Below are 14,072 nucleotides of genomic sequence, written 5' to 3' on the forward strand. Positions count from 1 at the left end.
GAATCTCTCAAATTAGGTTATAATTTAACAATGAAAAAGCGTTCAAAAATACTGATCCTTGATAACTCAAAAAATACAGAAAACCTGTTGACTTTTGCGATCCAGTGGGCAGACCTGATAAATGCATCCATAAAGGTTATACGGGTTATAGATGAAAAGGTTATCAGGAACACCACCATGGCAGTTGATGCTATTGGCCCAATCGCCAGAATGATCAAGGATGACTTAATTAAGGAGGCCAGGGAACAGATTAAAACCCTATCCGAAAGATACAGTCTTAACGACTTGATAAGCATAGAGGTTATAGTGGGCAATACCCGGGAGGAGATTACCCGGGCTATAGATAAATCTGAAGCTGATTTCCTGATATTAACCTCTACCCTCAAAGGACCCCTCGGAAGCATTGCATCAGAAGTTATCGGATACAGCAAGAACAACTGTATTGTGCTCCCCACAGAGGCTCACCAGTTAAAGTGGGAGAGGGTTCTACTCGCAACCGACTGTTCGGAGAAGGCGGAGAGTGCTACCGAGATGGCAATTGAGATTTGCGAAAGGTTTAAGGGCAGGCTATTTATTGTATCAGTGGTTACTTCCAATGAGGAAGTGCAGATACATGCACCCGCACTCCTCGATAAAATGGCTGACGAAAGGAAAGAGATGGTAAAAGAGATTGAGAATCGGGCCCGGAAGAGGGGAATACATGCAGAAGGCATAGTAAGGGAAGGCATAATTTCCAATATTCTGATTGACCTCAACAGGACCATACGCCCTGATGTAACCATTATGGGCAGCGAGAGCAGAACAGGGTTAACCAGACTCTTTATGGGAAGTGTTGTCGGAAGCATAATCAACAAGGTTAACCATCCGATCCTTGTAATCAAAAAACCCTTTATCTTCAAAAACGATTAGAGAGAAAGACAAGACTAAAAGAGTGTGACAAGCTGGTATAATATCTCACGGTGAAAAATAAATATACAACCAGAAAGCTATCACCACATCAACTCCTTGTCTTCGGTTTTACCGGCATGATACTGCTGGGAACCGCACTCCTCATGCTTCCCTATTCAACGACAAACGGGATTACTCTAATTGATGCCCTTTTCACCTCCACATCTGCTGTCTGTGTCACAGGACTGATAGTAAAAGATACGCTGGTTGACTTCACATCATTCGGCAAGGGTGTTATCCTCCTGTTAATCCAGATTGGGGGGCTGGGCTACATGTCCATGGCAACATTTCTGGCCCTGCTGATAGGCAGGAAGATCGGTCTCTCCGAGAGAATTTTAATAAAGGAATCCCTGAATATAGCAACCCTTGAAGGTATAATCAGGTTCATGAAGGGGATGCTCGTCTTTGTCTTTTTGGCAGAAGGCATCGGGGCCGTAATCTTATCCCTGAAGTTTCTGAAGGAATTTCCCTTAAAGGATGCCGTCTTTCAGGGTATATTCCATTCTGTCTCTGCCTTTAATAATGCTGGATTCAGCCTTTTTCAGGACAGCCTGATACGCTTCAGGGATGACGCCACCATAAATATTACCATTATGAGCCTCATCGTCCTCGGTGGAATAGGGTTTCTGGTCGTTGATGATATTTACGGCTGGGTGAAGAAGAGACAGAAAAAGCTGATGCTTCACACGCTCATTGTCCTCACGTCAACATCCTTCCTGATTATTGTTGGCGCCTTTCTCTTTTATTTTAATGAGAGAAAATACTTTTTTGCACTCTCAGGTCTGAGCAGCCCTGAAACCGTCCTCACCTCCCTATTTGCCTCGGTTACTGCAAGAACTGCGGGATTCAATACAATCGATTACTCCATTCTCCAGCCTGCAACCATCTTTCTGACCATTATTCTGATGCTCATAGGGGCCTCACCGGGAAGCACAGGCGGAGGCATAAAAACCACGACATTTACTGTTGTGATTATGAATTTATGGTGTACAATAAAGGGGAGAAAGGACACGGTCATGTTTAAGAGACGGGTACCGGAGGCACTGATATCGCGATCCTTTGTTGTCCTTGCCCTTGCGGTTATCTTTATAAATATCATAACACTGGTAATCATCGACATAGAGCACACAGGGTTTCAGCAGACAATGTTTGAGGTGGTCTCGGCCTTTGGAACAGTGGGGCTGTCAACCGGTGACGGAGGGTCAAGGAGTTTTTGTGCAACATTTTCTGATCCCTCAAAGATTATAATAATATTTACAATGCTTGCCGGAAGACTTGGTCCCTTAACACTCTTTATGGCCCTGCTCGGACAGAAAGAGGAACGGATCCGTTATCCGGAAGGGAGGATCATGATAGGATGAAAAAACAATTTGCGGTAATCGGACTTGGAAGGTTTGGCTCAGCAGTGGCACTGACACTCGCTGAAAGCAACTGTGACGTAATAGTAATAGACAGAAATGAGAACAAGATAAAGGCAATCGCAGACCATGTAACCCTTGCCATCCAGATGAATGCAATAGATGAGGATGCATTGAAGGAGGCAGGGGTGCAGAATGTGGATGTGGTTATTGTGAGTATAGGGGAAAACGTTGAGGCGAGTATCCTTGCGGTTATGATACTCAAGGAGATGGGCATAAAGGAGATAATAGCAAAGGCCGTAAATGATCTTCACGGAAGAGTCCTTGCCAACCTCGGCGTTGACAGGGTGGTACACCCTGAAAGGGATATGGCACAGAGGGTTGCCCGCAGTTTGATAAAACCCCAATTCCTCGAGCATATAGAACTCTCGCCTGAATACAGCATTGTTGAACTGCCGGCACCGAAGTCCCTGTGGGGCAAGAGTATAAAAGATACCAACCTCAGGGCAGAATACGGCATAAACATAATCGCAATAAAAAAAAGATACACTATTAACGAGACGGAGAAAGAGACCTGGAACATCAATCCCTTGCCAACAGATGTAATTAAAAAAGACGATGTCCTGGTCGTCCTTGGTGCAGACAGAGAGATAGAAAGGCTGAAGTAAAACAGAGCGTATGACCAGGTAAAGAAGCTTTAATCTACCAATGCTGACTCTCTTAAATGAAATCTGGCCTCATATTGCCGGAGGGCTTACCCTGCTTGTCACGGTTGTGGCTTCGGGTCATGCCGTCTTGCACAAGCGGGATGCACGTTCGGCAGTAGCATGGGTGGGGGTGATCTGGCTGGTTCCTGTAGTCGGTGCCCTGCTCTATCTCCTCCTGGGGATTAACCGCATCAGGCGGCGTGCCAGGGCCTTACGTAGTGATCAGAGCCATCTGCCGTGCCACTCTCAGTGCTCGAGTAAATATCAATGCAGGATTGACGCTGATCAGGCGCTCCAACAGCACGGGCAGTTCCTTTCCCTGTCCCGGCTGGTGGAAGGAATCGTGCAAAAACCCCTCCTGCAGGGTAACAGGATTACCCCTCTTGTCAATGGCGACACCGCATATCCTGTAATGCTCAGTGCCATCGAAGGGGCAGAGTCTTCCGTTACCCTTTCTACATACATCTTTGACAACGACAAGGCAGGCAGGTTATTTCTCGACGCCCTTACCCGTGCTGTCAACCGTGGTGTGGATGTGCGGGTGCTTGTCGACGACGTTGGAGCACGTTATTCATGGCCCCCGATGACACGTATACTGCAACGTGCAGGCATTACTGTTGCACGCTTTCTCCCAACCTCTCTCCCCTGGCGAATGCCGTATATCAATCTCAGGAACCACCGCAAGATACTTGTGGTAGATGGGAAAACAGGATTTACTGGGGGCATGAATATACGGGTGGGGCATATGCTGAAGGCGAACCCCGGGTATCCTGTACAGGACCTTCACTTTCATGTGGAGGGACCTGTTGTTGCACATCTGCAGGAGATCTTTGCCAAGGACTGGGCCTTCTGTACAGGGGAGACCCTGGAGGGAGAAGATTGGTTTCCATGTATTGAACCAAAGGGCTCTGTAGTAGCACGCGGGATTCCGGATGGACCTGATGAGGATTATGAAAAACTGCTCTGGACCGTTCATGGTGCGCTTACCTGCGCAAGAAAATCCGTGCGGATCGTGACCCCATACTTTATTCCTGATTCCACCCTTACAACATCGCTGAACCTTGCTGCAATGCGCGGGGTGGATGTGGATATTATCCTCCCGCAGAAAAACAACCTGAGGATAGTCAAGTGGGCATCCACTGATCTGCTTCTGGAGTGCCTGGAGCACGGCTGCCGTGTCTGGCTGACCACACCCCTGTTTGATCACACAAAGCTGATGCTCGTGGATGACGTCTGGGGCCTGTTTGGCTCTGCAAACATAGACACCAGAAGCTTTCTGCTGAATTTTGAGTTCAATGTAGAGTGTTATGATCAGGGGTTGGTAGCGGAGATGAATTCACTCGTAGATACAAAGCTGAAGAATGCTCACCAGGTAACGCTGCAAGAGATAAGGAACCGGAGGCTTCCGATTAAATTACGCGACGGTATTGCACGGCTATTCTCACCGTATCTGTGAAACAATATCAATTATGCGATCTCGGGTCGCAAACAACGTGGAATTCACCTGCCACGACCTGAGAAGCGACTAATTCTAAATACCGCTAAAACTTAAAACTTTGGTAGCAGTGCCATCGCTCAAAAAGGGACCGCTGTTCGTGGTCAGCATAAATGACTGGTTATGTCAGTTCTTTTATTATATGTTTTGCGAGACGCTCGTCTATTTCGTTATGTCTAGGAACAGGTTGCTTTTTTCCTGTTTTAGGATTTTTGTAAAGATCATGACGACTCCCGTGTCTGTGAAGTACACATCCTGCAGAAGTAATTTCCTTGATGAGGTCTTTTCTTTTCAAACAGCAAGGGTAAGTTCTTTTACCTTGTGTTTTTCAGGGACATCCTCCAAGGTCATAAGTATGTATGCATCCTTCATGTTTTCCTCAAGTTCTTCCAGTGTCTCGCCTTGCGTCATTATTTCAGGATGTTCGAGAAGCTTTCCCACCCAAAACTTTTCACCTTTCCAATAAACCATTTTTAATTTGGTTTTCATTTTTCACCTCAGATAACATTTCTTTATTTATAATAACATAAGTACTGATAGTTGCAATATATTTTTGACATAACGACCGCATTCAGGGGCTGGCGGGTTTACGGCAACCAACTTCGATAAACCAAAAAGTTAATTTGAAAGACTGAACTTCGAAAAACCGCACTGGTAGCCAGTCCCTTGCAATGCATTGTTGGCCTAAAATATTCCTCCGATCTCTGTTGATGGAGACCATGTTATTACATCCTTTTCGACTTTACCTTTAAAGTCAGTTTCTATTGCCATTGATACCAAATTATAGAAGGGATGGGCTCTAAATTTATGGATATGATTTGATACATGCTCTTTTTGAACCAGACGAACAATTCGGATGTCTTTTATTTCAATTTTTTTCCTTGCGGACTCAGGCTTTAAGGCAATATTATTTTTATTTGACTGCACCGATGGATATAACCAACCATCTGATTCATCGCTATGAAACCAAACTCTGCACATTGAAGAAGATATTTTATGAAGGTACTCTGTCCCTTTGCCAACAGGTTTTAAAAATTCTGACCGTACAAACTCACGAAGAATTTGATACGACAACATGCTTTGATCATCATAGATAGGCTTATGATTCTCATCTGTTGTAATCAATTCCTTCGGAACAATTCTTTTTAAATTAAGTGGGTCTGTAACCCTATACTTGATTGTGTAAACTGGTTCACCAACTTGAATATTTAATTCCTCAAATGGCGTTTCTAAATTATCTGATACATATAATACCGGACTACACTTACTATTACATCTACCCAAGGGGGTTTTTGAGGATGGGGGCTCCCAACATTCAGATACGTCTTTGAAAAGATATTCAAATTTTCTGATTCTCCAAAACTTGAAAGGTTGAGTTTCCGTTGTTGATACTGGATAAACTTCTAACGAATCTAAGAAATTGGATAATTCAGTATCAATTTCCGAATCTGACATTTTTCTTAAGTCATGTTTTCTCCATTTTTCAATACATTCCATTACGGTATGTGGAGAAGGCAAAGTCCATTTTTTAGAATTATAAGTCATTTTTCCAAAGGCCAACATTTAATATACGAATTTCCAGTTTCCCTGTTTAATGGTAAGCGTCAAATAAAGCCCATCTTCCCAGGAAGAGGTAAGAGATGCCATGATAAGCCAATCAAAAATAAGGAGGCGAGTCATGGCAAAGAAAGGGTCAAGAGAGGGAGAGAAAGAGGAATACTGGAAGGGGCATATACGGGAGTGGAGCAGAGGGGGAATGAGTCAGGCAGAGTATTGCCGACGGCAGAAACTGAGCCCGAAATCATTTACATACTAGGCCTAAAACAAGCGAGGTTTTTCTATGAGTTGCATAGAGCCCCATCTTATCCATTGACGAATTACATTTTTGCCTGTTAATCTCTCGAAGCGCTGATTTAATAGTATGAATGCCTCGATCAGTCCCATCATAAAACCTAAAACACATTCTTACCGGTAAAACTTCCATGATTCCGGCGCACCTTTTCCGCTTTCATCTTTTCTTGTTTTAACTTTCTGCTTAAATCGTATCTTCTTTAAGTAATCGCTAATTTTAATCGTCGTATTCGCTCCCATGTTGCAAAGAAATCTTTCAGCCATGCATTATACCCAAGTATTCGATATACTATCTTTCGTCCTGTCCTGATTATCTGAGCAGGCAGCAAAATCAGCGTATATAGAAACCGGCGGAACTCCATCTTTATTACTTCAGTCCCACGAACTTTATCGGGCATCAATAATCCAAACCATGACTTCAGATTCCACGCCAATGCAGCCATCACCATATACGCCCAGTTGCTTTCCAGATCCCGCACCGGCACTCTCATAGCATTTACTCCGTTTTTTAACTGCTCCACTACATTCTCCTGATCGCAGCGTCCATTTGCTAATCTCACCACCTCTGCTGCCGTCAAATCTCTGCGCGTTGTGATATAGAAAAAATACCTGATATCGTCAAATAGTACTTCCTCTCCTTTTTCAACACTCAGGTTCTTTCTTATTACCACCATCCGGTATGTCTGCCTGCATTTGCCCGGCCTATACTCAAATTCCGATACCTCTTCACCCTTCAACTTTATGTTCTTGAATTCACGCTTCCTCACTATCTCCTCTTTGACATTCTCCGGCTTCAAACGCTCCTGTGTCTGTACCTCGTATTTAGGTTTCCGCTTCAATGCCGTCCAATCCTCCTCAGAAACCTCTTCTGCTCGTTTTACCAATCCTTTGCGTGCATCCATTCCGAATACAAAATCTACTCTCTCTGCCCACCGGTCAAAATTGCTCGTCAATGAAAAATCAGTGTCTCCACGTAAACAGATCTTCTTCGCATAGGGCTTCACTAAATCTATTGCACGATCAATCCACTCCGTCGCTCCCTGGTGACTTGCTGCATTCCCCGACCGGTTTACTATGTACAACACCTCTTTTGTGTTGGCTAACGAAACAATCAGGGGCGCATATCCCCATATCCCCTTGTACGATATGTCCATTCCCTTCTTGCACTCCCCCAGCGTCCCGGCTATCGTCCCATCTATATCTATCAGCCCCTCCTCCAGTCTTCCTTTTCCACCCTCTGCCCACACTCGCTGCCGCGTCCTGTTTATACTTTCCATCAGTATCCCTATGTCTTCCCTGTCAAATCGACGTGTGAAATCTCCCGCTGTCGTCGGGTCAGGTATGCGCTGCGTTCCCAATGCATTCAGAAACACTTCGTCTTTCCGTCTCAACTCTATATCCTCCAGACGCATACCCCCGACCAATATGTTATACGCTATGTTCAATACATGATCAGATTCATGATAGGGTATATGTACCTTTAGTAATTTTAGATTTGCATTAATCTCTTTCTCTAATCCTATCCTTTTTACCATCTGGTGGAACACTCCTATTCCCCCGCAACTGATCGCCTGCGTCTTCTCGCTCATCTCGTAATGTATGTTGCTGCCCTTCATTATCGGCTCCGCCTGTTCCTTCCACTGCCTCTTCCCCAATCGTCCCTCTATTCTCCGTTTACTTTTCCTCATTATTTTGCTATACTTGTTTTTAGATATTTTGCTCACTTGAAATGCCCCTTTCTTTGGTTATTGCGCTTCCCACGCTTCTTATTTTAACCAATAGATTCGGGGCATTTCTACCTCTTACTGTTTGTTTTTTGTTTTATCGCGCTTCTTTAAGGGTTAGTGCGTGAAAGATCAGCAACTGCTATTGGGATTTTATTAGCAAATTCATCCAAAAAAGAAGAAATATACAATCGGCTTTTAAAATGGATAAAAAGTTGGAAAATTGAAAGTATTATTGCTATTGGTCTGCTGCCAATCATCAAATCTTTTCATGTATGTAAAAATAAATCAGATGTATCTTTCATAAAGACAGAGGATATTTTGAGTGTAAGCGTCAAATAAACCCCACGTGATTAACCAAGAAGGACGATGGAGCCACGATTAACGTACTGGGGCAGAAGAGCCCTGTAATCTTCCTCTGTATTGGCACCGGGCAGTTCTTCAAAGAGGAAGCGCAAATAGGCATAAGGCTCCAGGCCGTTGGCCTTGGCGGTCTCGATCAGGCTGTAGATAGCGGCACTTGCCTCAGCACCCCGTGGATGACCCGAGAATAGCCAGTTCTTGCGGCCTACCACAAACGGCCGGATGGCATTCTCCGCAATATTGTTGTCTGGACGAAGTCTGCCGTCATCAAGATAACGCACCAGATTGTCCCACCGTTTAACCGTATACCCTATCGCCTTGCCAAGCAGCCCCCTGGGAGGTGTATATTGCATACGCTTGTCCAGCCATTGCTTAAACTCTTCAAGTACAGGCATTGCCTTCTTCTGCCGAAGCTCATAAACCTCCTCCGCACCCATATCAGCATCTGCCGCCTCCGCCTCTATCTGATAAAGCTTCCCTATATAACTCAGCGCTACATTAGCACTGCCCGTCTTACCCTTCTTCATGGCTCGCGTTACATCCACGAACTTTCTCCGGGCATGTGCCCAGCATCCTACATGCTCTATTTCAGGGTTTTCATCAAAGAAATTATAGCCGGAATATCCATCCGTTTGTGCATATCCACGATAGTCGGCCAGAAATTCTTTAGCCACATCTCCGTATCTTCCCGGATGATATTGATATATCACTCCAGGTCTGCCTCGTACTCCACCTAAAAACACCCACATGTATGATTTGCTCTTATTTGCCCGCCCCGGCTCCTTCATAACCTGTACCGTCGTTTCATCTATGTTTACCACAGGTCCCTTTATTATCTCTTCTCTCAGTAACGATATCAACGGCTTGCATCGTTTGCCGACCTGTATTGCCCAATTGGACATCGTTGCTCTCGATATTTCAACCCCTATCCGCCTGAACTTCTTCTCCTGACGGTAAAAAGGCATTGCATCTGCAAATTTCGATATCAGGATATGTGACAGAAGCCCAGGAGTCACTATACCCTGCGGGATTATCTGCGCCGGCAGTTTCGCCGTCTTCACTGCTCCTTCTTCACTTTCCAATCCTTCACAGCTACGGCATGCATATTTGTAACGTATATGACGTATTACCTTGACCTTCGCCGGCACTATATCCAGCTTCTCCGATACCTCCTCACCTATCCGGCTCAGCCGACTGCCGCAACCACATTGTTTCTCCTCTTCTCTGAGATCATGGATTATCTCTTCCCGCGGCAGTTCCTTTGGTAGTGGTTTGCGACCGGTCTTACGCGTATGCGCAGGAATGCTTATCTCTTTCTCTCTTACCTCTTCCTCTACTTCCTCGGCCTCGTCAAATAATGAACCCTGCTCTCCGTTAGCCTCTTCCCTCTTCTCCGTCTTGCGACCATACAGCAGGTCCTTTAACAGACGCACCTGCTCTTGAAGCAGGCTTACCTCCGTGTTGAAATTTACAATTATTTCCTTTAATACTTCGGGGTTATCAGGTAGGTTGGCTACGTCTGAATTCATGCTGTAATTATACCATAACTGCCTGTTTTATATGCATTTTAAATGCATATACCTGAATCAGTTTTGTAAATATTTGCCCTCAGATTACTCCCCTGTAACTCAGCCTGCCATGCCCCTTCATATTACTGACATCCAGTCCCTCCAACAGCCACATAAGTTCCCTCTGCTCCACTTCCATTACATCTTGCCTTGACTCCGGCCAGATAAACCTGTCCTTCTCCAACCGCTTCTGCCACAGACAGAATCCGTTCTGATCCCAGTACAGTATCTTTATCATGTTGCGCCTCTTATTTGAAAAGACGAACATATGCCCTGATAACGGATTTAACTCCATCTGGCTTTCCACCAGGATCGACAATCCGTTTATTGCCTTCCGCATATCCGTATTCCCTATCGCTATATACACTCTCAGCTTATCCCCATGCATCAGCATTGCACTTCCCTCAGTGTCCGCAGCACTTCCCCTAACACCTCCCGCTTAAACCCTTCCTTGATTTCTATTCGGTATTCATCTTTGCACAGCACTACTCCTGTTTGGCTTTCTGCAGGGATTTGGAGCGCTGGCTTTATCTGTATCGGTACAAATGAAACTGATGTTTTCTCCCTCAACTTCCTCTTCCAGTATGTAAATGATTTCGGGCTCAGTTTCTGCCGTCGGCAATACTCTGCCTGACTCATTCCCCCTCTGCTCCACTCCCGTATATGCCCCTTCCAGTATTCCTCTTTCTCTCCCTCTCTTGACCCTTTCTTTGCCACGACTCGCCTCCTTATTTTTGATTGGCTTATCATGGCATCTCTTACCTCTTCCTGGGAAGATGGGCTTTATTTGACGCTTACTGATAATCAAAGACATAATCAAAGTCCTGGCTGAAGGGCGGGTTCCCCTTGTTCTTACAGATCGCATTGAGCACCTGGAAGCGATTGCTTCCAAACTTAAAGGGTTAGCAAGAAATGTTATAGTTCTGAGGGGAGGTTTGGGAAAAAGGAAGTTGAAAAACCTGACTGAGCAGCTTATGGATATTCCTGAAGGAGAAGAACGACTGATTGTATCCACCGGACGTTATATAGGTGAGGGATTTGACTATGCCTGGCTGGACACTCTTTTTTTAACAATGCCTGTTTCATGGCGGGGAACAATCCAGCAGTATGCAGGCCGTCTCCATCGTCTCCATACCAATAAGAAGATAGTCCGGATTTACGATTATATCGATAGTCAGGTTCCCGTACTTCTTCGTATGTATAAAAGAAGACTTAAAGGCTACAAGGCTATAGGATACTCAATTCAGGAAAATACATTTTAGCTGACTGCTTTCATATCAAGAAGAAAGTTTTTCTCAAGTACATAGCTGAAGAAAAACCTTTTTTCACCAAAAAACATACAGAGAGCACTATATGAGTTGGCGATACTCTTTGATAAATAAAGCATTTTTGCGCATCTTCAGCGAACTATGTGTCAAGGATGCGGAGAAGATTCTGGAGGATATCATGTAATGGCTGACTTGAATTTCTCCAGCTTTTTCCGTTTTGTTTTCCCACTCGATCTGGCGAGCACCATTGCCGGCGGCATCGTTGGATTAGCCTTGGTTTATCTCGTTAAATGGCTCTGGCGTCCAAAGGTCAAAGAACTTGGTTTTAGAAAAGAGAAGGTTAACTTCGGTACTTTGCATAATTTTGGGTTTAAGATTAAAGGGAAAGAAGCTCCAGGCTTGTGCAGTTTAGAGATCGAATGGTGTGGCAATAAGGTTTTCGCCAAATGGGATGAGACATCAAATCCTCTTAAAGATGACAAGATAGATGAATTTGTTCCCGAACGTGTGCCACAAATATATTATCAGCCGATTTTTTTAAACGAGAGTATTACGTGCCGATTATTTTTGAGCCTGAGAATAGAGGCAGTAAAGAGGTGTTTAGCGGATGGTGGTTTGGAAAAAATAAAGGATATGGTCCTAACCCGGCCAGCAATAATAATACAAAAATTAGCCTTACACTCGTTGGCAATGGCCTGATTTGGAAAAAGGAATTCAATGTAAGCGAAATAGTTAATGATTAGAGAAAATAACAATAGAGGATGCTTCCATGGTGGACATAAGTTTCACACAAACTGAAGCGGATGCGCTGAATTAAGTAATGAGACAATTCCCAAAATACGATACCTCCGGCCTTGTCGAGGCCCACTACGAGCCTGGGTCGCGTTGCCGTGTCCTCAGAAACAAGCTTGGCATCAAACTCAGGCGGGAGATGGACAGGGCCGAAATCGATGCACTGGCACACGCCCTGAAAAAACTCGCTGGGATGTTTGGTCCGGAACACAGATTCACGGCCAACGACGTATGCAGCATCCATGGGGTATGGCTTGGTGATATATACGAATGGGCTGGCAAGTACCGGCAGGTCAATATCAGCAAGGGGGAATTCCTGTTTGCCGGCGCTGCACAGATTCCAAAGCTCATGAAAGACTTCGAGCGGGGAGTCCTCAAAGAGTTCACGCCATGCAATTTCAAGACCCTTGAGGAAGTGGCGAGAGCCATTGCCACGGTGCATGTAGAGCTTGTGCTAATCCATCCATTCAGAGAAGGCAATGGCAGGGCGGCCCGTCTGCTTGCAGACCTGATGGCTATGCAGGCGAATTATTATCCCCTTGATTACACAGGTATCAGCAAAGGCAAGCAGCGCAAAGCATACTTCAGGGCGGTGCAGGAGGGAATGAACAGGAACTATCGACCTATGATTGAGATTTTCGACCGCGTGGTTTCAAGGACTTTGAAGGAGGCTCAACAATGACGGCATTCATACCTTCTCCTATGTGGGCTACAGCCCAGTCCTTAGAAGGCTTTATATGCACCCCTTCTATGGCTGAAGAAGAGGTGACAGACGTGTATATGAACCTTTCGGCCTTCTCAGGGTCTTTAAATAGGGGGTTGGTTTCTAATAAGGACTTTCGCTTCATAATTTTATTATACCATAATATTATACCATAGTACCATGCGAATGAAGGGCAATATCAGTTGAGCAAACAGGCATTAACAGAAGATGCCCTTGAAAAAGTATGGGGACAGGCTATTTTTTGATGATTGTGAACACAACTGAAAAAGATTTATCTAACCCGTTACCCATTTCAGCTCAAGGCTGTTTTGGGTAACGGGAGCTGAGGGCTGGGTTGGTCTGAACACATCTTGCAAAGAAAAAAACTCAATTTTTTTCAGACAGGATTAACAGGATGTTTTAAGAAACCGGTTGATTATCTGACTCTGTATAAACGTTTGCTATTGCAGTAAGTTTTATGTAGATGTATGCCCTGTCAGCTCGTTCTTCTGGTGAATCAGTATTGTCCTGCATATATTTTACGTATCCGCATTTTGTCCGGATTCAAGCTCAAAACAGACCGTGACTATTTGTGAACAGGCTGTATTCGACAGAAACAAGGCCTCTGCGACAATATAATTAAATATTGCCATGAGTATCAAGGGATTCTGGAGATTCATGGATTGTATTTTTTTGTTGACAAAAATAGAATTATCGTATATTATTAAGCTATGTTGCAGAGACTATTCTCCTCAACTGTAAGGGCCGATATCCTGGCGTTGCTTTTGAATAACCCGAACGAGAAGTTCTATGTTCGGGAGATTGCAAATATCCTGCGGAAAAATCCATCCGGAGTCAAGAGAGAACTTGATAACCTTGAGAAGATGGGCATACTCGTCAGTGAGAGGGTTGCCAATCTGAGATATTTTCAGGCAAACACAAATTCCCCCTTTTTCCCCGAACTCAGAAATCTGATAACAAAATCACTTGGCCTGCCAGGTGCCCTGAAGTCTGTATTGCGGGCTTCCGGGGTCAAGGCTGCCTTTATTACCGGTCCCTATGCCGAGGGACTTGCAACTGATTCTATCGATCTTTTTGTTATAGGTGGTGGAGCTTCTTTAAAGGAGTCATTTGAGAACATTGAAAAAGAGTTTAAAGTGACGATTAACATCAGACAGGTTTCAGAGGCAGACTTCAGAAAGATGAAGAAGCAGATGACTGGGGAGATGAAAAAGATAACAAAAGGGAAAAAGATGATTCTCTTCGGAAGGATCTGATTTTATAAACCCCGTATT

The 14,072-nt window shown here is 44.6% G+C and carries 17 protein-coding genes; 10 read left to right on the plus strand and 7 right to left on the minus strand.

From position 1 onward, the window contains the following. Nucleotides 1-30 precede the first annotated feature (30 nt). From VST71_00600 to cls, 4 genes are read left to right on the plus strand one after another with little or no spacing between them, the layout of a single operon-like run. Nucleotides 31-909, plus strand: a complete 879-nt coding sequence (locus VST71_00600; protein ID MEC4684220.1) for a universal stress protein — start codon at nucleotides 31-33, stop codon at nucleotides 907-909. Nucleotides 910-959: 50 nt separating this feature from the next. Continuing rightward, on the plus strand, nucleotides 960-2,309 hold the full coding sequence (locus VST71_00605) for a TrkH family potassium uptake protein (GenBank protein ID MEC4684221.1): 1,350 nt from the start codon (nucleotides 960-962) through the stop codon (nucleotides 2,307-2,309). Beyond that, complete coding sequence (locus VST71_00610) at nucleotides 2,306-2,974, plus strand: TrkA family potassium uptake protein (GenBank protein MEC4684222.1); 669 nt, start codon at nucleotides 2,306-2,308, stop codon at nucleotides 2,972-2,974. Before VST71_00605 ends, VST71_00610 begins: the two co-directional genes overlap by 4 nt. A 40-nt stretch (nucleotides 2,975-3,014) precedes the next feature. Beyond that, a complete protein-coding gene (gene cls, locus VST71_00615) occupies nucleotides 3,015-4,469 on the plus strand; it encodes a cardiolipin synthase (protein ID MEC4684223.1) in 1,455 nt (484 codons plus the stop codon). 160 nt (nucleotides 4,470-4,629) lie between these two features. Here the strand turns inward: cls and VST71_00620 are convergent, their stop codons facing one another. The 3 genes from VST71_00620 to VST71_00630 form a co-directional block, all read right to left on the minus strand. Continuing rightward, entirely contained in the window at nucleotides 4,630-4,803 is a 174-nt protein-coding gene (locus tag VST71_00620; protein ID MEC4684224.1) for a type II toxin-antitoxin system HicA family toxin, read from the minus strand. Further along, nucleotides 4,800-4,997, minus strand: a complete 198-nt coding sequence (locus tag VST71_00625; GenBank protein MEC4684225.1) for a type II toxin-antitoxin system HicB family antitoxin — start codon at nucleotides 4,995-4,997, stop codon at nucleotides 4,800-4,802. The genes VST71_00620 and VST71_00625 overlap by 4 nt, the downstream gene beginning before the upstream one ends. 195 nt (nucleotides 4,998-5,192) lie before the next feature. Continuing rightward, nucleotides 5,193-6,071, minus strand: coding sequence for an RES domain-containing protein (locus VST71_00630; protein MEC4684226.1), 879 nt, complete (start codon nucleotides 6,069-6,071; stop codon nucleotides 5,193-5,195). Between the two features lie 115 nt (nucleotides 6,072-6,186). On the opposite strand from VST71_00630, the gene VST71_00635 reads away from it, so the two are divergent. Then, nucleotides 6,187-6,324 carry a hypothetical protein gene (locus VST71_00635; GenBank protein MEC4684227.1) on the plus strand — a complete coding sequence of 46 codons (138 nt, stop codon included), beginning with the start codon at nucleotides 6,187-6,189 and terminating at the stop codon, nucleotides 6,322-6,324. A 235-nt stretch (nucleotides 6,325-6,559) separates the two neighbouring features. On the opposite strand, the gene VST71_00640 is transcribed toward VST71_00635, so the two are convergent. Further along, the gene (locus tag VST71_00640; protein MEC4684228.1) at nucleotides 6,560-8,083 is read right to left on the minus strand and encodes an IS1380 family transposase; all 1,524 of its coding nucleotides are present in this window, start codon (nucleotides 8,081-8,083) and stop codon (nucleotides 6,560-6,562) included. Between the two features lie 120 nt (nucleotides 8,084-8,203). Between VST71_00640 and VST71_00645 the strand changes: the two genes are divergently transcribed. Then, nucleotides 8,204-8,425: a hypothetical protein gene (locus VST71_00645; GenBank protein ID MEC4684229.1), complete on the plus strand. Its 222-nt coding sequence runs from the start codon at nucleotides 8,204-8,206 to the stop codon at nucleotides 8,423-8,425. A gap of 11 nt (nucleotides 8,426-8,436) precedes the next feature. Here VST71_00645 and VST71_00650 read toward each other — a convergent pair whose 3' ends face one another. From VST71_00650 to VST71_00660, 3 genes are all read right to left on the minus strand, one after another. Then, the gene (locus VST71_00650) at nucleotides 8,437-9,975 is read right to left on the minus strand and encodes an IS66 family transposase (GenBank protein MEC4684230.1); all 1,539 of its coding nucleotides are present in this window, start codon (nucleotides 9,973-9,975) and stop codon (nucleotides 8,437-8,439) included. Nucleotides 9,976-10,054: 79 nt separating this feature from the next. Next, entirely contained in the window at nucleotides 10,055-10,402 is a 348-nt protein-coding gene (gene tnpB / locus VST71_00655; protein ID MEC4684231.1) for an IS66 family insertion sequence element accessory protein TnpB, read from the minus strand. A gap of 81 nt (nucleotides 10,403-10,483) precedes the next feature. Then, entirely contained in the window at nucleotides 10,484-10,828 is a 345-nt protein-coding gene (locus tag VST71_00660) for a hypothetical protein (protein MEC4684232.1), read from the minus strand. Nucleotides 10,829-10,949: 121 nt separating this feature from the next. On the opposite strand from VST71_00660, the gene VST71_00665 reads away from it, so the two are divergent. The 4 genes from VST71_00665 to VST71_00680 all read left to right on the plus strand — a co-directional run bounded on the left by VST71_00665 (nucleotide 10,950) and on the right by VST71_00680 (nucleotide 14,054). Next, nucleotides 10,950-11,276, plus strand: coding sequence for a hypothetical protein (locus VST71_00665; protein MEC4684233.1), 327 nt, complete (start codon nucleotides 10,950-10,952; stop codon nucleotides 11,274-11,276). 189 nt (nucleotides 11,277-11,465) lie between these two features. After that, complete coding sequence (locus VST71_00670) at nucleotides 11,466-11,981, plus strand: hypothetical protein (protein MEC4684234.1); 516 nt, start codon at nucleotides 11,466-11,468, stop codon at nucleotides 11,979-11,981. A 121-nt stretch (nucleotides 11,982-12,102) separates the two neighbouring features. Next, nucleotides 12,103-12,756: a Fic family protein gene (locus VST71_00675; GenBank protein MEC4684235.1), complete on the plus strand. Its 654-nt coding sequence runs from the start codon at nucleotides 12,103-12,105 to the stop codon at nucleotides 12,754-12,756. Between the two features lie 752 nt (nucleotides 12,757-13,508). Beyond that, nucleotides 13,509-14,054: a winged helix-turn-helix domain-containing protein gene (locus VST71_00680; GenBank protein MEC4684236.1), complete on the plus strand. Its 546-nt coding sequence runs from the start codon at nucleotides 13,509-13,511 to the stop codon at nucleotides 14,052-14,054. The last annotated feature ends 18 nt before the right edge of the window (nucleotides 14,055-14,072 follow it).

It is taken from the genome of Nitrospirota bacterium, from assembly GCA_035873375.1.
GTDB lineage: Bacteria > Nitrospirota > Thermodesulfovibrionia > Thermodesulfovibrionales > JdFR-85 > BMS3Bbin07.